The sequence below is a fragment of the Huintestinicola butyrica genome, assembly GCF_025567215.1.
Lineage (GTDB): Bacteria > Bacillota > Clostridia > Oscillospirales > Ruminococcaceae > Huintestinicola > Huintestinicola butyrica.
This window is the reverse complement of the sequence record NZ_JAOQKB010000003.1, coordinates 279,910-296,915: the sequence shown is the minus strand read 5'-3', so window position 1 is coordinate 296,915 and position 17,006 is coordinate 279,910. Positions and strand designations below refer to the sequence as shown.

21 protein-coding genes are annotated in these 17,006 nt (G+C 46.3%); 3 read left to right on the top strand and 18 right to left on the bottom strand.

Annotated features, from left to right (window positions below):
* Window positions 1-283: 283 nt before the first annotated feature.
* From OCV68_RS05525 to OCV68_RS05455, 15 genes are all read right to left on the bottom strand, one after another.
* Window positions 284-634, bottom strand: a complete 351-nt coding sequence (locus tag OCV68_RS05525) for a ComEA family DNA-binding protein (RefSeq protein WP_262571319.1) — start codon at window positions 632-634, stop codon at window positions 284-286.
* Window positions 635-711: 77 nt separating this feature from the next.
* On the bottom strand, window positions 712-1,341 hold the full coding sequence (locus tag OCV68_RS05520; protein ID WP_262571317.1) for a regulatory protein RecX: 630 nt from the start codon (window positions 1,339-1,341) through the stop codon (window positions 712-714).
* A complete protein-coding gene (gene recA, locus OCV68_RS05515) occupies window positions 1,341-2,552 on the bottom strand; it encodes a recombinase RecA (protein WP_022474598.1) in 1,212 nt (403 codons plus the stop codon). The genes OCV68_RS05520 and recA overlap by 1 nt, the downstream gene beginning before the upstream one ends.
* 119 nt (window positions 2,553-2,671) lie before the next feature.
* Window positions 2,672-3,484 (bottom strand): YkvA family protein, encoded by an 813-nt coding sequence (locus tag OCV68_RS14685; RefSeq protein WP_317259203.1) that lies wholly within the window; start codon window positions 3,482-3,484, stop codon window positions 2,672-2,674.
* A gap of 22 nt (window positions 3,485-3,506) precedes the next feature.
* Window positions 3,507-4,154 (bottom strand): Crp/Fnr family transcriptional regulator, encoded by a 648-nt coding sequence (locus OCV68_RS05505; RefSeq protein WP_262571315.1) that lies wholly within the window; start codon window positions 4,152-4,154, stop codon window positions 3,507-3,509.
* Between the two features lie 29 nt (window positions 4,155-4,183).
* Complete coding sequence (locus tag OCV68_RS05500; protein WP_262571314.1) at window positions 4,184-4,921, bottom strand: TPM domain-containing protein; 738 nt, start codon at window positions 4,919-4,921, stop codon at window positions 4,184-4,186.
* Window positions 4,915-5,973 carry a TFIIB-type zinc ribbon-containing protein gene (locus OCV68_RS05495; protein WP_262571313.1) on the bottom strand — a complete coding sequence of 353 codons (1,059 nt, stop codon included), beginning with the start codon at window positions 5,971-5,973 and terminating at the stop codon, window positions 4,915-4,917. Before OCV68_RS05495 ends, OCV68_RS05500 begins: the two co-directional genes overlap by 7 nt.
* Before the next feature lie 90 nt (window positions 5,974-6,063).
* A complete protein-coding gene (locus OCV68_RS05490; RefSeq protein WP_022474603.1) occupies window positions 6,064-7,335 on the bottom strand; it encodes an SPFH domain-containing protein in 1,272 nt (423 codons plus the stop codon).
* Window positions 7,336-7,365: 30 nt separating this feature from the next.
* Window positions 7,366-7,560 carry a hypothetical protein gene (locus OCV68_RS05485; protein ID WP_147623006.1) on the bottom strand — a complete coding sequence of 65 codons (195 nt, stop codon included), beginning with the start codon at window positions 7,558-7,560 and terminating at the stop codon, window positions 7,366-7,368.
* 212 nt (window positions 7,561-7,772) lie between these two features.
* The gene (locus tag OCV68_RS05480) at window positions 7,773-8,594 is read right to left on the bottom strand and encodes a hypothetical protein (protein ID WP_262571311.1); all 822 of its coding nucleotides are present in this window, start codon (window positions 8,592-8,594) and stop codon (window positions 7,773-7,775) included.
* A gap of 107 nt (window positions 8,595-8,701) precedes the next feature.
* Window positions 8,702-9,700 carry a hypothetical protein gene (locus OCV68_RS05475; protein WP_262571309.1) on the bottom strand — a complete coding sequence of 333 codons (999 nt, stop codon included), beginning with the start codon at window positions 9,698-9,700 and terminating at the stop codon, window positions 8,702-8,704.
* A 149-nt stretch (window positions 9,701-9,849) separates the two neighbouring features.
* Window positions 9,850-10,005: a hypothetical protein gene (locus OCV68_RS05470; RefSeq protein ID WP_262571307.1), complete on the bottom strand. Its 156-nt coding sequence runs from the start codon at window positions 10,003-10,005 to the stop codon at window positions 9,850-9,852.
* An 85-nt stretch (window positions 10,006-10,090) separates the two neighbouring features.
* Window positions 10,091-10,951 carry a hypothetical protein gene (locus tag OCV68_RS05465; RefSeq protein ID WP_022474607.1) on the bottom strand — a complete coding sequence of 287 codons (861 nt, stop codon included), beginning with the start codon at window positions 10,949-10,951 and terminating at the stop codon, window positions 10,091-10,093.
* A 368-nt stretch (window positions 10,952-11,319) separates the two neighbouring features.
* Window positions 11,320-12,027, bottom strand: a complete 708-nt coding sequence (locus tag OCV68_RS05460) for a hypothetical protein (RefSeq protein WP_262571305.1) — start codon at window positions 12,025-12,027, stop codon at window positions 11,320-11,322.
* Between the two features lie 290 nt (window positions 12,028-12,317).
* Window positions 12,318-12,605, bottom strand: a complete 288-nt coding sequence (locus OCV68_RS05455; RefSeq protein WP_022474609.1) for a hypothetical protein — start codon at window positions 12,603-12,605, stop codon at window positions 12,318-12,320.
* A gap of 451 nt (window positions 12,606-13,056) precedes the next feature.
* Between OCV68_RS05455 and OCV68_RS05450 the strand changes: the two genes are divergently transcribed.
* On the top strand, window positions 13,057-14,427 hold the full coding sequence (locus OCV68_RS05450) for an MATE family efflux transporter (protein WP_317259202.1): 1,371 nt from the start codon (window positions 13,057-13,059) through the stop codon (window positions 14,425-14,427).
* Between the two features lie 120 nt (window positions 14,428-14,547).
* Window positions 14,548-15,168 carry a cytidylate kinase-like family protein gene (locus tag OCV68_RS05445; protein WP_022474611.1) on the top strand — a complete coding sequence of 207 codons (621 nt, stop codon included), beginning with the start codon at window positions 14,548-14,550 and terminating at the stop codon, window positions 15,166-15,168.
* Between the two features lie 67 nt (window positions 15,169-15,235).
* Here the strand turns inward: OCV68_RS05445 and OCV68_RS05440 are convergent, their stop codons facing one another.
* From OCV68_RS05440 to OCV68_RS05430, 3 genes are all read right to left on the bottom strand, one after another.
* On the bottom strand, window positions 15,236-15,436 hold the full coding sequence (locus OCV68_RS05440) for a hypothetical protein (RefSeq protein WP_262571304.1): 201 nt from the start codon (window positions 15,434-15,436) through the stop codon (window positions 15,236-15,238).
* Window positions 15,437-15,465: 29 nt separating this feature from the next.
* A complete protein-coding gene (locus OCV68_RS05435; protein WP_262571303.1) occupies window positions 15,466-15,693 on the bottom strand; it encodes a hypothetical protein in 228 nt (75 codons plus the stop codon).
* A 65-nt stretch (window positions 15,694-15,758) separates the two neighbouring features.
* Window positions 15,759-16,481 (bottom strand): zinc ribbon domain-containing protein, encoded by a 723-nt coding sequence (locus OCV68_RS05430; RefSeq protein WP_262571301.1) that lies wholly within the window; start codon window positions 16,479-16,481, stop codon window positions 15,759-15,761.
* Between the two features lie 182 nt (window positions 16,482-16,663).
* Here OCV68_RS05430 and OCV68_RS05425 point away from each other — a divergent pair, with 182 nt between their 5' ends.
* On the top strand, window positions 16,664-17,005 hold the full coding sequence (locus OCV68_RS05425) for a helix-turn-helix domain-containing protein (RefSeq protein WP_262571299.1): 342 nt from the start codon (window positions 16,664-16,666) through the stop codon (window positions 17,003-17,005).
* Window position 17,006 lies beyond the last annotated feature (1 nt).

The window sequence follows — 17,006 nt, the reverse complement described above, 5'->3', positions numbered from 1 at the left end:
AAAAGCTTTCTTTTGAGCCAAGCCTCTCTTGCGAGACAGCTTATTTATTATATCACATCTTTTTGAGTTTGTCAAGTACTTTTTTCAACTTTTTTCAAATTCTTTTTCGATGTGATTTTGTTTCCCATAGAGAAACAAGCTGTTCTTTTCGAGGTTTTTCGCATCTCTTCGAGACAGCTTAATTATAATACCATACTTTTCTTCGTTTGTCAAGTGCTTTTTTACGGTTTGTGCATTTGCACAATCAAACAGTCTCTAAAAGCAACTTGATTGTGCAAATGTATTAAACACATATGCTGTTTTTGATGTTTTCGTACTTTTTCTCCCCTATTCCCTTAACATTCATAATCTCCTCAGGCTTTTCAAAAGGAGTGCTTTTTCTGTATTCTATTATAGCCTCAGCCGTCTTTTCTCCAATTCCGTTCAAGCTCATAAGTTCTTCCGCCGATGCCGTGTTTATATTTACTATATTTACTTCACTGCCTGCTTCACTTAAAGCACTTGCCTCAGCTGTACTTATGCTTTCGATATATGTCACAGCAGCAGTAACTTCAGCCTTTACAGTTTCAGCCGTCTCCTCCTCAGCGTCTATTACCTCTATCTCAGGAATGTAAGCCCTCCTCTGTGCTATCATGCCGCCTGTTACGGAAACGGCAGCGATAAGCATACAAATTATCACCGCCGCAAAAATTTTATTCTTGTCCGTTATCCTCACTCCTCAAAATCAAGGTCATAAAGATCCAGAACTTCTCTTATCTCACCGTAGGAATAGCCCTTTCTCGCCAGCGCCGCCTTTACCTTCTCCACACCCTTGCGGTCAACAAGGTAACGCTCATACTTCTTTTCCACCAGCTCCTCAAGGCGTGCAAAGGAATCGTCCTCCTCCGCAAATTCCTCTAGGGTCTCGTCAATTATGTCGCCGGGGATACCTTTCATGCGCATTTCCTGCCGCACACGGTATTTCCCAAGCTTCTTTACTTCAAAAAGCTGCCTGCACAGCTTCTCCGCATACCGCCTGTCGTTGATGATGCCAAGCTCCGCCAGCCTAGAGCATACCTCAAAGCACACATCCTCGGGATAGTTTTTCTCCAGCTTGTCAAACAGCTCGCTGTAGGAATGGTCACGGCTCTCCATAAGATACAACGCCCTCTCACGGGCCTTGCGCACGTCATTTTTATGTATGAGCATATCCGCCTGCTCTTCCGTGATGTCCATGCCCTTGCTCACTTCGGCGGCAATGTCCCTGTGCAGATATATCTTCATATTCTGCGCCAGTCCGCCGCCGCTCAGCTCAATGCAGACAGTGCTCCCCTTAAACGGGGAAATATCCACTATTTTCATCAGTCAGTATCCACGGGAGTGAACTCCTCGTAATCGTCATCGGCGTCAATGTCGATGTCGATAGCCGCAGTTGGCTCAGAAGCCTCAGCAGCCTCAACCTCATCTGTATTATCGGCAGCACTCTGGGAAGCCGCATTCTTTGCAGCAGCCTTCTTGCTCTTCTTTGATACCATAACAATATTTGCGCTGTTTTCCTTGACCTTCTCCTCGATCTCCTTCATGATATCGGGATTGGAGCGCAGATATTCCTTGGCATTCTCACGACCCTGACCGATCTTCTGACCATTGTAGGAGAACCATGCGCCGCTCTTCTTGATGATATCAAGATCAACAGCCAGGTCGCACACCTCGCCCACACGGTCGATACCCTGACCGAACATCATATCGAACTCGCACTCCTTAAAGGGAGGAGCCACCTTGTTCTTAACGACCTTGCACTTTGTCCTTGCGCCGATTATCTCAGCGCCGTTCTTGATAGGCTCGCCCTTTCTAACCTCGATTCTTACGGAGCTGTAGAATTTCAGCGCACGTCCGCCGGGGGTGGTCTCAGGGTTGCCATATACAACGCCTATCTTCTCACGAACCTGATTGATGAAGATAGCAACGCAGTTTGATTTTGAAATAACGGAAGTAAGCTTTCTCATAGCCTGTGACATAAGGCGTGCCAGCAGACCCACATGAGTGTCGCCCATGTCGCCCTCGATCTCAGCCTTTGTTACCATAGCCGCAACGGAGTCCAGCACGATGCAGTCGATAGCGCCCGAACGTACCAGGGCCTCGGCAATTTCCAGAGCCTGCTCGCCGCTGTCAGGCTGTGATACCAGCAGATTGTCTATATCAACGCCCAGAGCCTTTGCATATACAGGGTCAAGAGCGTGCTCAACGTCGATGAAAGCCACCTCGCCGCCAAGTTTCTGCGCCTGAGCCGCAACGTGCAGGGCAACAGTAGTCTTACCTGAGCTTTCGGGGCCGTATATCTCAACGATACGTCCTCTGGGAACGCCGCCGATGCCCAGCGCCATATCCAGCGTCATAGAGCCTGTGGGGATAACGTCAACGTTGTAATCGGGAGCCTTGCCCAGCTTCATTACAGCGCCCTTTCCGTAGGTCTTTTCTATATGTGCGATCGCAGCGTCAAGTGCCTTTTTCTTCTCCTCAGCGGTAGCAAGTCTCACAGGCACCTGTTTAGCTTCTTTTTTCTTTTCAGCCATGGTAACTCCTCCTAAAGCATATCATAAGGATAATTATATCATATCCGCCCGATGATTTCAATAAGCCTTATCTTAATTTTATTATAGCACAGCACCTGTCCGCAAATCCGCCCAGCAGTTTACTTGATTATTGCCGAAATTATGAGAGCGATAATTATAAGCCAGATGATTATTACAGGCAGTCCGTAATACCATTTCTTTGGCTTTCCGTTATCCCACATTCCCCGTGATTTTTCACGGCATTCCTCCATAACATCGTCGGGGATAAGCCGCACCGCCATGTATATAAGTCCCCACAGCACGATTATATCATCAATGTACCCTATAACAGGCACAAAATCGGGGATAAGGTCAATGGGTGACAGGGCATAGCCCACCGCCACCGCGCAAATCATCTTCGCAAGCCTTGGCGTATCCTTGTGCCCGATGGCAAGTGCCGCCGCAGGTATCTCTGTCATTATCTGCTCGGCTATCTCCCTTAGTGTCCTGCGCTTTTTCTTTACCTCATCGCCGAAGCAGTCCCAGCAGGCATAAAATCTGCCGAATATCTCCGCAGAATATATAGAGATTCCGTCCTCAAAGAATATCTCCGCCAGAGCCTTTCCGTCGGAAACTTTGAGAGAAATCGCCTCCCCGGTTTCTGTTTCAAGCATATGCTTAAAATCCTCTACCTCGCTGCGGTAAAGGGACTTGTCCTTATTTTCATATACCTTTCCGTCCCTCAGCAGTTTCCTGCCGATGCTGACGATTTTGCCGAAGGAATATCCAATGAACCTCATTTCAAGCCTTGGAATGACGCATTTCTTTTCATTATCCTCATTTTCGGCAGAAGCCCCGCTGACCAGCATTATCATATCATCGCCGTCAAAACGCACCTCATCTATCTGCGCATAAGATAGATCAAAAATCATTCTGTCCGATGAATAACCCATTTTCCACGCCCCGAACCTTTCATTATTTATTCTCTGCGTCCATAAGTACAAAATGATTTTTCCTGAAGTCGATGATGCCCTCTTTTTTCAGCCGTGAAAGCTCCGCCGAAAGTGCGCTGCGGTCGGTGCAGAGGTAATCCGCCATCTGCTGACGGTCAAAGGGAATGTCAAATTCTCTGCCCCTTGCCGCCTGCATGGAAAGAAATGTCATGACCTTTTCACGCACAGTCCGCTTGGAGATACATTCAAGCTTTGCGGAAAGCATAACATTTTTCTCCGCCAGCAGCCTGATGAAATTCTCTCTCATTCTGCCCATAAGGGGCAGCTCAGACGATAAAAACAGCCCGTTTACAGGCACAAAAAGAATACGGCTCTGCTCCGCCGCCGTAACATCAACACGCATTGGAACTGATGCCGCAGCAAAAGCCTCGCCGAAGATATCTCCCCTGCCAAGCCGTGCGATAAGGTTGGTATTACCCCTGAAGTCAACATTTTCAATGCAGACAATACCGCTTATAACAATGCCTGCCGCAGTCGTTTTGTCGCCGCCTGAAAATATCCGTTCCCCCGGCGCATACTCACGTTCGTATGCGCCAAGTTCGCCGATAATATCCTCCGCAGCCTTTTCGTCAATGCCGCAAAACAGCTCCGAAGCAAGAATTTCCGTCATAGCCCATTTCTCTCCGTATTTCCGTATTATTATCTGTGACCGCCGAAGCCGCCGCCTCCGTGATGACCGCCGCCTCCACCGCCCGAGGACGAGTTGGTATGGGAGGTGGTAAACTGCCTCAGAAAAATGTCGCTTCTCGTGTAAATATCTGATTTTTTTGCGTCCATATAAACGCCTGCGTCCGTCTTGGGGTAGGTCTTATATATGTGTATAACAATGCAGCACGTCACGCCCGCAGCCACCAGACCAATGAACACCGCCGTTATGACAGCCGTTCCCGATATTTTTTCCGATGCCTTCAACTCGCCCATGTTGTAGCAGTCCACAACGGAATTTACAAACGTTCTGGCGCAGCCCATGTCGTCATAGTCAAAATAAAGCGTTTTTATCCTGCTGACCATTTTGTCAAACCGTCTGCCGCTGACGTATTTTTCCGCATCACCTGCGATAACAAAGTGACGGTAGCCCACATCGCACAAAAACAATACGCCCGAGGAATCACGTCCGAATGTTTCGTCATAGATCTTCTCAGCCCTGCTCCGAGCAGCCTCGCCCGAGCTGTAGTCAACGTTAAGCGTAACAATGCCGAAGTTCCAGCCCGTTTTCTCCGAAGCGTCCTCCATCATGGAGATAATGGAAGTCTCCTGCTCATCGGAATACAAGTCTGCCTTGTCGTTCAAAAGCACCTGGCCATAAGCAGCGGGAGCACACAATATAACAGCCGCAGCAGCCAGCAGAAGCGCCGCCAAATACCTTACCGTTACCAACCCATATACACCCCCAGAAAATAGCCTGCAATGCCCACAATGGCCGCCATAAGAGCCATAAATACGGCAAGCTTCCCCCCCGAAACGGGATATATGCCTGCCACCTTGCCCGTCTGGCCGTTTATTGCAAAGTTGTAGTTTTTGCCGCCGTGCCTGTAGTTCATAAACCACACAGGCAGCGTCATATAATGCCAGTCTGTGCCAAGCATTCTTACGACCTTTCTCTTTACCCTGACCGTCGTATAGCCGCTTATATCAGCTCTCAGCACGTTGATAGCAGCCGCCTCCACCTTTTCCTTTATGCGCAGAAGCACATCGACCTTGCCAACGTCATACTTGTCGCAAAAAAATCCCGACAGATATGCCATGTCGAAATCCACCAGACCATTGTAGTCAAACGGCTCGATAGCGTCCATTATCTGGTCGTCTATCTTCTTAGAGCCATCAGCGGGAATGCCGTCATAATGGAACTTGCCCTCACGCTCAACGTCATATATTTTTGTGGTAGTATATGTAGTTCTGCCGCTTGTATAGCTGCTGACATTCACTCCCTCAGCCGTGAGACGTGCCTCTGCATCGCAGTCCGCCAGCCAGAAAGGAACATACAGTCCCACCATTTTCTCGATCTGTCCGCTGCTCACAAAATCAAAGGGCAAAAACCACTTGTGCGAGCACTGCTTTCTGAATATCTCCTCCGCCTTTTCACGGGCGATCTTGAAAGGGATAAGCTTTTCGGGACGATAATCCCCCTCAAGCCTGCCTTTCAGAGTAACAGGATTGTGGCAGTAGTAGCAGAAGCTTGCCGCCGTGTTGTGGTCGCAGATGATCTCCGCACCGCAGCTGGAGCATATGTAAACGTCCGTATCCTGTGCAAACTGCTCCGCAGCAGCCGCCTTTTCGCTGTCCTGAGCGTCAGCATGAGCGCATGACGTTATCTCATCAGCGCTGAAATCCGAGCAGCACCAGCCGCATATAAATTTCTGCCTGTCAGCGTCAAACACCAGCTCGCCGCCGCAGTTAGGGCATTTGTACGAAACGGTGGAGTTGTCCATTTTGTGTTATAACCTTTCTTTCAATATCAGAAGCTTTAAAAAAGGACGCCCGAAGGCGCCCTTTCTATACTATTCGGCATTGCCTTACGGTTACTGTCTCTTTGCGCCGCAGCCTGAGCAGAAGTTGCCTGTGTTCTTTGTGCCGCAGGAGCATACCCACTCGCCTGCAGGCTTGGGAGAGCCGCAGTTGGAGCAGAATCTGCCCGTATTTGTCGTACCGCAGGAGCAGGTCCAGCTTGTGTTCTCAGGCTTCTTGGAGCCGCAGCCGGAACAGAAGTTGCCTGTATTTACAGTTCCGCAGGAGCACTTCCACCCGTTAGCTGCCTGATTCTGCTGTGCAGCCTGCTGAGCTGCCTGCTGAGCTGCCTGCTGTTGTGCCATCTGAGCCGCATTTGTCTGGGAAGCAGCGCTCATAAATCCGCCCGCTGCGTTCATACCCATACCCATACCCATGAAAGCATTTGCAGCACCGCTTGTGTTGGAGCCTGCTGCCTGCATTCCCTGAGCCACGGAGGACTGAACAAATCCCTCTCTGATAGTGGGGTCGCTCATCATAGCGCCCTTGTTTCTCATGTTGATAAGAGCCTTGGACTCATCGTCATAGGAGATGCTTGCCAGACCAACGGAGCATACCTCGATACCTCTCAGGTCGTTCCAGTCAGCATCCAGCACGTCAGCCATGTACTTTGAAAGCTCTCTGGACTTTGATGTGATAGCGGAAATTCTCACGCCGTCAACAGACATCTGATTGATAGCAGACTGGAGAGCGTCCATAAACTCATTGAAGAGCTGCTCTGAAAGGTCCTTTATCTCGATCCTGTCAGTGCCCTTGGGAGCAAATTCGGTAAAGAACTTGATAGGGTCAGTGATCTTGATGGAGTATGAACCGTGAGCACGGAGAAAAAGCTCAGCATTGTAGAAATTATCGAAATAGTTTACGGGGTTGCGTGTGCCGAACTTGATGCCCTTGATCTCAGCGGTGTTGATGTAATAAACATACTGCTTCTGAGAGGGAACTCCGCCAAACTGGAATCTCTTCCATGTTTCCTTAACGGAATCCTTCAGCTCACCGTTGAAGATGGAAGGAGCAGAGGAGTTATTTACCTCATAGTAGCCCTCCTGAGCACTGTAGTCAACGATCTTGCCGCCGTCCATAAGGAGCATAAGAGTGTTGGGATAAACGTGTATAACAGAACCATTGGAAACATAGTTGTCGGTTCCCTTCTTGTTGGAACCTTTCTTAACAGCAACGCCCTTTACAAGCAGGGTGCTGTCGCTCATATCATCGGGTTCGATAACTTCCTTCCAGGAATCGGAAAGTACGCCTGAAACGGATGAAACAGCAGCTGAAATAAGACCCATAATAATGATCCTCCTTGAATGTTAAAAATATTACTTTTTCTTTTTTGTGATAATGCCGGCCACAACAGCACCGATTATAAGGATACCCGCAACCACCAGAACGATGATATAGGTACTGCTCTCAGTGTTGCCCGTAGCAGGTGAGGCAGCCGCAGCAACGGGATTGCCGCTTAAACATACAGCAGCCGAAACCATCGCCGCACTTATTTTTTTTAGAAAATTCATTTGATATTTTCCTTTCAAATTTTCTGTTGAAATTATTATAACATAGTGTGATGAAAAAATCTACATATTTTTTCATTAAAATCTGATTATATTTACTGTAACATCTCACCATAATTTTTAATTTTGCTCTAACAGATATAAAAAAGCCGCCCGGAAAATCCGAGCGGCTTTAATTACTTAGCTGTTTGGCTTAAATCAGATTCAAGCTCAAATTACTTTCTCTTGGAGATAAGAGCAGCAGCGCCGGCAGCAACCATTACAACAGCGATGGTAGCAGCAGCAGTGTTGCCTGTAGCAGCAGGAGCAGTAGTGGTGTCAGCAGCGGGAGCCTCAGTAACCTCAGCAGCAGCCTCAGTAACTTCCTCAACAGCAGCGTCATCAGCAACAGTCTCGTCAGCAGCAGCGTCCTCAACTACTTCCTCAGTAGCCTCGTCAGCAGCAGCTTCGTCCTCTGCAGGAGCAGCCTCTTCTTCGGTAGCAGCCTCTTCTTCGGTAGCAGCCTCGTCCTCAGCAGCAGCCTCATCGGTGCCGAAGCAGTAGTCGTAAACCTTATCCTCATCAATGATGGTGTAAGCAGCCTCAGGAGCACCAGCCTCGAGGTTAGCAGACTTAACGATTACGTTCTGAACCTGGAAGCCCAGACCGCTGTCGCCGAGAGTAGAAATGGTATCAGCAGTGATAACGAACTCTACAGAAGTCTGATTTTCCTTTACAACGATGAAGCCATCAGCCTTAGCAACCATAGTATCGGAAGTGAGCTGGTCGGTAACTCTTGTCCAGCTGTTATCGTAATCCATGGGAGCGAGGAGGAACTGGTCAGCAGTGTTAGCAAGGTTCTTGGTCTCGATGTCGAGAGTTACCTTAACGTCGCCGCCGATTGCCTCGAGCTCAGTCTTAGGAATGCAAGCACCTGCACCCCAAGAACCAACATAACCGTCGTCGAGTGTTACAGTAGCAGCAAATGCGCTAACTGCGGACATTGTTACAGCCATAGCAGCTGCGGTGAAAGCAGCCATAAGTTTCTTCATGTTCATAATATTTTACTCCTTTGTTGGCATAAAGCCGATAAATTTATGTAACGATCAGATCTGCTTAGAAGCAGATCAATCAACCGTTCCGTCAATTATTTAGTTTAGTAAGATTACTTTCTCTTGGAGATAACAGCAGCAGCGCCTGCAACAGCCATTACAGCAGCGATAGATGCAACAGCAGCATTGCCTGTAGCAGCTACGGGAGTAGCAGCAGTATCAGCAGCGGGAGCCTCGGTAACCTCTTCAGCAGCAGCCTCAGTTACTTCCTCAGCAGGAGCAGCAACTTCCTCAGCAGCGGTATCCTCAACAACCTCTTCAGCAGCAGTGTCTTCAACAACCTCAGCCTCAGTAGCAGCCTCTGTTACTTCAGCGGTGGTCTCTTCAACAGCAGCAGTTGTTTCCTCAGCAGCAGCTTCCTCAGTGGTAGCAGCCTCTTCGGTAGCAGCAGCAGTTACGCCAACAGGAAGAGCATTGCCGTCCTTATCCTTAAGAACGATGTTATCAACGTACATTACATAGTTAGTATCAGCAGCCCATCTCATGATACCGAAGAAAGGATTGGTACCCTCGGCAGTGTACTTGGAAGCAGGAAGAAGGAACTTCTTGGTAGCGTGAACCTTAGCGGGCATACCCTCAGTGTAAGCGTTCTCGTCCTCGGAAGCCCAGTCAGTCTGAGTCCAGTTGGGGTTAACCTGAGAACCCTTCGTGTCGTTCTGATCGAATCCGCCTGCGGAAGCGATAACGCCGCCTGCCCAGCCTACCATCTCAGTTTCGCTCTTGGGAACGAAAGTAAGATCCATCTCGATAGTAGAGATCTGAACGGTGTTTTCTCTTGCAGTGATCTTGTCGAGGTCGAACCAAACCTTGGGAACCTTACCGGTCTGCTGAACGTCAACCTTCAGCTGCTTGGAACCGTCGTAGTCCTCAACGGAAAGTACAGAGTTATCGGAACCGTCATCGAGGTTCAGATAAACGAAAGAATAATCTCCGTCCTCAAAGTCGATCTTAGTGCCTTCTGTAAGAGCAGAGGTGCTTACAGAAAATGCAGAAACCATTGATGCAGCCATTGCTACAGCAGCAACAGAAGCAAGTGCCTTTTTCATTTTCATGATTTTATCTCCTCCTTGGTACACTTTGGTACCAAATATTTATTTGTACAGTAATTATAACATTACATCAGGCTAAATTCAAGATACATATCTCACAAATTTGCAAGCCAATGTCTCACATTATGTACAATTTTCCACAAAGAAAAACGTCATTTCGTGCAGATATTGTATTTGCCTGCCCTGTCCGCCGCACATATCGTATGCCGCAGATATGCAGTTCTCAGCCCTACGGCCGTCATAATTCCTGTGCCCGTACCTGTTCCGTATATTTTCAGCATCTCAGTCTCAAATATACAAAACCACACCGTAATTATACCATTTTTTATACAATAAAAACAATTACCCCTTTAAACAATGTTAAAAGGGGTAATTTGTTGATTATGCACAAAATCACTTATTCTTTTTTCTTGTCATAGCGACCGCATAGCCGGAGATAACAACAGCAGTTGCAGCCGCAGCCGCAGCGGTGTTTCCGGTGGTGGTAGATGTTGTCTTTTCATCGGACTCGGGTACTTCGGCACCGTCTGTATTTTCTGTTGAAGCAGTTGTTTCTTCGGGAGCAGCTTCCTCGGCAGTATCTTCCGCAGCTGTCTCCGCAGGAGCTTCAGCAGCCTCGGTCACAGTGGGAGCAACATCAGCCGTATCTTCGATAGCAAGCTCAATCTCATTTCCGCTGTCATCAAGGAATCTGATATTATCAACATACATATTATATGCCACGTCAGCACCCCATCTCATAAGGAGCATATCGGTGTTTTCGGTGCCGTTCACGAATTTCTCGGAGGGAAGCAGGAACTTTCTCTGGATAACAGTTACCTCAGAAACAGGATTTTCATATTCTCCGCATTCCCATGAGGTCTGTGCCCATGCAGGTGACTTTTCGCCGCCCTGAGTGCCTATGGCACCGCCTGCCCAGCCAATGGGAGTAGCTCCGTCCTTTGATTCAAAGGTAATTTCCATTTCAATGGTCTTTACCTTGTCAAAATCATCGGAAGCAAGAAGCTGATTTATACTGAAATTTACCTTAGGAACGTTTGCACAGTCCTGAACATCGACTTTCAGCTGCTTTGAGCCGTTGAAATCCACTACAGAAAGAACGGAAGCATCTCCGCCGTCATCTGTTTTCATGGATACGAAGCTGTAGTTTCCGTCCTCAAAATCAATTACAGACTGAGCATAAGCACTTACAGAAGCTGAGCATACAGCCAGAAGTGCAGCCGCACCTGCGGTCATAACTCTCATTTTTTTCATTTTTATTTCTCCTCACCTTTTCGGGACACTGAGACAGCTATCCCTATTTATCTACATTTTATTATATTACAAATCGGTATGATTTTCAATAGGCATTGTAACGATTTTGTAACCATTGCTTTGTACGTTGTTACTACATTGTTACCAAGACGATTCCTTATAAATCACAACTATTTTGCAGTATCATGCAGATAATACTAATCACCAATAAAACTATAGACAAAAAATCATCGCATAATCCATATACGCAAGATTATGCGATGATTTTTTGTATAGCTTTTAATTGGTGCTTAGTATAAAGTAAAAGAGTCCGCACCGACGGGTACGGACTCTTTCAGAAAAGGAGTAAATTTGTGAGTTGTTATTGATTACTTGGACTTCTTAACTGCGATCGCAGCAGCAGCAGCTACAGCCATAACACCGGCAAGAGCAGCAGCGGAAGTGTTGCCTGTTGCAGCGGGAGTAGTAGCAGCAGTGTCAGCTGCGGGAGTCTCAGCTACAGTCTCTTCAGCAGGAGCTTCAGCAACAGCCTCATCCTCAGCGGGAGCCTCAGCAGCAGCGTTGGGATCAGCAAGTGTGAAGGTTACTTCAATGAGGTTAGCGGGGTTGCACTTATCGGAATCGATAGGGCAGTAGTGCTCATCGGTGAGGTCACCGGTCTGACCGTAAGCGTTCTTGATCTCGATTCTGAAGTTGCCGTTCTCCTCGATATCGCCGTAAACGATCTTGGAGTTGTCAACATCGAGAGAAACGCCGTCAACGAGGATGCTGTCGATAGTAGCAACAGTGTTGTCAACAGTAAACTCAGCGCCGCCGCCTACGATATCTACGCAGAATACGAGTGCGCCGTTAGCGTTTGCGCCCTGCATAGCTTCGCAGTCAGCAGAAACAGTGTATGTACCGTAACCGCTTACAGTAGTATCACCGGAAATGCCCTCGGACATATGAGACCAAGCCCAGTCATTATCAGCGTACATAAGGAATGCGTTGTAATCAGCAGCGGATGCGCTTACTGCCATAACAGAAAGAGCCATAGCGGAAGCAGCAGCTACAGAAGCAATTCTTCTGAATTTCATTATAATCTCCTCCAATTTTTTATACAGTTAATAAACTTGCTGACGGATTTTCCGTCTGATTATTCATATTGTAATTATACACCTATTGCATAAAAAAAGCTATATCAATATTGCCGAATTTGCGCATATTTTCCTTATACATTTTAGCTAAACGATTACATTTGGCCTGTAATCGTTTAAGCCGAAGCCTGATTTTTAAGCAATAGTGATTGCTTAAAGGCAAAAGAAAAAGTCCGTCCCGAAAATGGAACGGACTTTTTTGAAGTTTTTGATTTGAGTATAAACTCAGATTACTTAGCCTTCTTAGCAACAACAGCAGCTGCAGCAAGAGCTACAGGGATAACTGCCATAGCAACGGGAGAGTTGCCTGTTGCAGGAGAAGGAGCGGGAGCAGGAACTTCCTCTTCGGTAGCCTCGGTAACTTCCTCAACAACCTCTTCGGTAGTTACTTCCTCAACGATTTCTTCATCGTCATCGATCTCATCGCCTTCACCGTCGATACCCTCAGCCATTGCGGAAATGCTCATCATAGAAAGTGCCATTGCAGAAGCTGCAAGAGCGGCAAGAAACTTCTTCATAATTGTTTTCCTCCAAATTCTTTAATAATTGGTAATTGGTGCTTTTAGCATGGTTTTATTATAGCACAATTCAAAATGCACTACAACCATTATTATAACAAATTTTCCTGAGGATTTTCACGGCAACTTGCACAATTTCCACAAAATCCACCGCAAAATCTCTTAACTTATCACAAAACGGTAACAGACGTAACATTTGAAAAACGTCTATTTACCGCATATTGCGGCTCTGCGGCGTGACACCCCTGATTTTTGGGACATATCCGCAACATGCCCATGATATCCACTCCCCGATCGGGATATCATATACTATAATAATAGTGGTACTAAGAAGTCATCTTTGCAAGTTTGATTTTTCATCTGCCCAAACATTCAGCTTGCAATTTAAATAAAAATATGTTATAATTACCTAAAATAAGAAGATGAAAGGAATGCGGAAAGTTCCGTATAAATGAAAATGGAACAGACAATAGAATCAAAAAATCCCCTGGGCACCGAACCTGTAGGCAAGCTGCTTTTGCAGTTCTCCGTCCCCGGAATAATCTGCATGGTGGTGAATGCACTATATAATATAGTAGATCAGGTATTCATCGGCAGAGGAATAGGCTACCTTGGCAACGGTGCCACAAACGTAATTATGCCAATGACCGTCATCGCACTGGCGCTTGCCCTTATGCTTGGCGACGGTGCAGCCGCATATCTGAGCCTGAAGCTGGGTGCAAACGAACCCGAACACGCCGCAGAGGGCGTTGGCGGAGCGTCCGTCTTTCTGGTAATAGTGGGCGTGATACTGGCAGCCATATACCTTATCTTTACAAAGCCACTTTGTATGCTTTTCGGAGCTACCTCCGAAACTCTCCCCTATGCGCTGGACTACGGCAGGATAATTGCCATCGGTCTTCCCTTCTCATGTATCAGCGTTGGCTATTCAGGCGTTATCCGTGCAGACGGCAGCCCCAAGTTCAGCATGGCAGGCCTGCTGGCAGGAAGCGTCATCAACCTCATCTGCGACCCCCTGTTCATCTTCGTGTTCAAGTGGGGCATCAAGGGCGCAGCCATAGCAACTATCCTGGGTCAGTTCGTAAACGCCGCAATGTGCGTTTGGTATTACATATTCAGACTCCGTCACATCAGGCTGAAAAAAGAATATCTCAGACCCCGTCTCAAAGCCATTGAAAAGATATGCTCCATGGGCGTTTCAAGCTTTATCACCCAGATGTCCATAGTGCTGGTAATGGCAGTTTCCAACAACCTGCTGGTAAAGTACGGCGCAATGAGCATATACGGTGCCGAGATACCCATGACCACCATGGGTATCACCATGAAGGTCAACCAGATAATGATAGCCGTTGTAATAGGTCTTGCCACAGGCGCACAGCCCATATTCGGCTTCAACTACGGCAGCGGTCAGACCGACAGAGTAAAGAAAACTCTGAAAATAACCCTTATCATTGCAGAATCGGTGCTCATATGCGCATTCCTGCTTTTCCAGTTTGCTCCCATGTCGGTAGTAAGCATCTTCGGAAGCGAGTCGCAGCTTTACAATGAGTTTGCCGTAAAATGTATGCGCACATTCCTTATGCTCTGCTGCATAAATGGCTTCCAGCTGGTAAGCGGCATATTCTTCCAGGCAATAGGCAAGCCTGCGTTCTCGGCAATACTCAGCCTTTCCCGTCAGGTACTTTTCCTTATCCCCGCAATGTTCATACTTCCCACATTCATGGGAGTTGAGGGCGTTCTGTGGGCAGGTCCCGTGGCAGACGGAATGGCATTTATTCTGGCAATTACACTTCTTACCATTAACCTCAGAAAAATGAAATAAGTGAAACAAAAGCAGTCCCATAAACTTATTTTGGTATTTTTAAATGCCGCAATCAAATTGTCTTAAAATTACAGTTTAACGGGTCACGCTTAAAATAAATCATCGGAAAGGATGGTCCATATGGCAAAAACACAGATAATCACTATCGGAAGACGTTTTGGCAGCGGAGGAAGAGTGATAGGCAAGTGCCTGGCAGAAAAGCTTGGCATTCCCTTCTATGACAAGGAGCTGATAACCGCAGCAGCAAAGCAGAGCGGTCTGTGCGACAGCTTTTTGCAGAATTTCGAGGAGACACCCACTTCCAGCCTTATGTATTCACTGGTAATGAACGCCCAGAACGGCGGCTTCTATATGGGCAAGCCCATTGAGCTGGTGGCATACGAAGCACAGATAAACGCAGTCCGTGAAGCAGCAAAGAACGGTCCCTGCGTTATCGTCGGAAGATGCGCCGATTATATCCTCAAGGACGACTACGATGTAGTAAGCGTGTTCATCACCGCTTCCCCCGAATACAGAGCAGCCAGAGCCGCAAAGCTTGAGAACATCTCCATAAAGGAAGCTCAGGCAAAGCTCAACCGCATGGACAAGGCAAGAGCGTCTTACCACAACTACCATGCCGAGACCAAGTGGGGTGCCAGCGACAGCTACGAGCTGTGCATCAACAGCGAAAAGCTCACCACCGAACAGGCAGCTGATCTTATCAAGTTCTATATTGATAACAGGAAGGCTCCTGAGGAGTAATTTTCCTGCATAAAAACTTATCCCTCGTCAAATCGTTTGGATTTGACGGGGGATTTTTGTTTAAATTTTAGCGCAAAGCTTCTTCCAACTCTTCCTCTGTATATCCAAAGGTGTAATCTTCATCCTTTCCATTTGACATCCAGATAAGAGCAGCATCGTAAACATCTAACGACTCATCATCTTCATCGTCATCATAATCGTCATACTCAGCTTCTCTTTTATCATCATCATTATTTTTCCTGTTTTTAAATAAGTCAAGCAGACCCATTATTATTTTCTCCTTTCAAATTTTCATCCTTACTCATCATCGTATTCGCCGTTAAGGTACTTTTTTCTGTCTGACATATGCTTAGCCGCAAGCTTGCTGCCATGCCGCAGCCCGTCAGATATCATTTCCGTAAAATAAGAATCCTTTTCCTCGCACAAATCTTTAAGCTCATCAATGCGGTTATGAAGCGCCTCATTCTCCTCTTCAAGCTCTGCCACTCTGTCATCATCACTGTTTTTGAATAAACCAAATAACATATCATTTTCTCCTTTCATTTCTCGGCTTCAATAAATTTCTTAAATAAAATTACTATACTTTTTTATCACCCTCTTCTATTTGCAAAGCCATGATATTTTATAATTACCTGTGCATCCGGGGAATACCATTTTCCATAAATAGGAGAAAGTCCATCAATCGTTATTGATTCAACCTTTCCCGGCTTATCCAACACACCCAGAAAAAGATCTTGGAGATTAACAGCCATAATATTTTTAAACCCCATTTTGGCATAATTAGACTGAACCACCTGATAATTTTCATCCTGATTTCCACTAAACGTTAGTTTGACCATTCCGTTGCGGGCATTTTCTGCATCATTGCGCCACTTCAATATCAGAAAAAGGACTGCCATAATTATAATTCCTATGCTCAAAAGGAAAAATCCTGCAATAATTGAATTATCTGTATCAGAGCCTGCGCATAAAACAACTCCTATAACTATAAAAAACAGAGAAACCAAAAATGTTATAACAGATATCAGGAGAAAACGCTTTTTCTCATTTTTTTCACTTAGCTCACGTTCCTGCTCCTGTCGGCGTGCCTTTTCCCGTTCTTCTATTGCCTGTGCCTGCTTTCGTTCTTCCATTTCAAGCTGACGCATTTTTATTTCAGCTTCTTTTAACCTTGCTTCATCAACAATTCTTTGCGTGCTTCTGTAATCATCAAGCATGATTTTTGCACCGCAGTACTGACAAAATGCAAAATCCCTGTTGTTGTCATCAATATTCAGTTCAGCACCGCAGCCGGGACATTTACAAGCTCTCATATCATCTTTCCCCCTGAAGATAATAATTTTAATTCATATAAATATGAATTATTCTTCCTGTAATTATACTATTATTCTTCCTGTTTGTCAAGTGAAATAGGAAGTATAATTCTTATAAATAGGTAAAAATACGATTAAATATGAGCTATTATTCCTATTATAATTTTAAAAGGAGAAAGATAATGCTTGTATATGATTTCAGAACAATAGGCAATAAACTGCTGGCAATACGCAAGAAAGTGGGACTTACACAAAGTGAAGTAGCCGACGCCGCAAATCTTTCCGACAGAACATATGCCGACATTGAACGTGGCACCGTTAACATGAGAATAGAAACTATCCTTAAAATATGCGGAGCACTGCATATCACCCCCGATGCAGTGCTTACCGATGACAATCCAAACCTTGCCGCCAAGCAGGCGGAGCTTCTGGAACAGCTTGACCACTGCACCGTTCAGCAAAAAGAGACCGCTCTCGAATTATTGTCTGTATATCTCAGGTCAACAAACGGGCCTACCGTATAAT

Coding starts and splice junctions, on each gene's coding strand:
- OCV68_RS05480 (WP_262571311.1), bottom strand. CDS start 8,594: ATGAACATGAAGAAACTTATGGCTGCTTTCACCGCAGCTGCTATGGCT.
- OCV68_RS14685 (WP_317259203.1), bottom strand. CDS start 3,484: ATGGGTTATTCATCGGACAGAATGATTTTTGATCTATCTTATGCGCAG.
- OCV68_RS05475 (WP_262571309.1), bottom strand. CDS start 9,700: ATGAAAATGAAAAAGGCACTTGCTTCTGTTGCTGCTGTAGCAATGGCT.
- OCV68_RS05495 (WP_262571313.1), bottom strand. CDS start 5,973: ATGGACAACTCCACCGTTTCGTACAAATGCCCTAACTGCGGCGGCGAG.
- OCV68_RS05505 (WP_262571315.1), bottom strand. CDS start 4,154: ATGACGGAAATTCTTGCTTCGGAGCTGTTTTGCGGCATTGACGAAAAG.
- OCV68_RS05435 (WP_262571303.1), bottom strand. CDS start 15,693: ATGTTATTTGGTTTATTCAAAAACAGTGATGATGACAGAGTGGCAGAG.
- OCV68_RS05455 (WP_022474609.1), bottom strand. CDS start 12,605: ATGAAGAAGTTTCTTGCCGCTCTTGCAGCTTCTGCAATGGCACTTTCT.
- recA (WP_022474598.1), bottom strand. CDS start 2,552: ATGGCTGAAAAGAAAAAAGAAGCTAAACAGGTGCCTGTGAGACTTGCT.
- OCV68_RS05450 (WP_317259202.1), top strand. CDS start 13,057: ATGAAAATGGAACAGACAATAGAATCAAAAAATCCCCTGGGCACCGAA.
- OCV68_RS05425 (WP_262571299.1), top strand. CDS start 16,664: ATGCTTGTATATGATTTCAGAACAATAGGCAATAAACTGCTGGCAATA.
- OCV68_RS05430 (WP_262571301.1), bottom strand. CDS start 16,481: ATGAGAGCTTGTAAATGTCCCGGCTGCGGTGCTGAACTGAATATTGAT.
- OCV68_RS05445 (WP_022474611.1), top strand. CDS start 14,548: ATGGCAAAAACACAGATAATCACTATCGGAAGACGTTTTGGCAGCGGA.
- OCV68_RS05485 (WP_147623006.1), bottom strand. CDS start 7,560: ATGAATTTTCTAAAAAAAATAAGTGCGGCGATGGTTTCGGCTGCTGTA.
- OCV68_RS05440 (WP_262571304.1), bottom strand. CDS start 15,436: ATGGGTCTGCTTGACTTATTTAAAAACAGGAAAAATAATGATGATGAT.
- OCV68_RS05525 (WP_262571319.1), bottom strand. CDS start 634: ATGATAGCACAGAGGAGGGCTTACATTCCTGAGATAGAGGTAATAGAC.
- OCV68_RS05460 (WP_262571305.1), bottom strand. CDS start 12,027: ATGAAATTCAGAAGAATTGCTTCTGTAGCTGCTGCTTCCGCTATGGCT.
- OCV68_RS05490 (WP_022474603.1), bottom strand. CDS start 7,335: ATGGGTCTTATTTCAGCTGCTGTTTCATCCGTTTCAGGCGTACTTTCC.
- OCV68_RS05520 (WP_262571317.1), bottom strand. CDS start 1,341: ATGAAAATAGTGGATATTTCCCCGTTTAAGGGGAGCACTGTCTGCATT.
- OCV68_RS05465 (WP_022474607.1), bottom strand. CDS start 10,951: ATGAAAAAAATGAGAGTTATGACCGCAGGTGCGGCTGCACTTCTGGCT.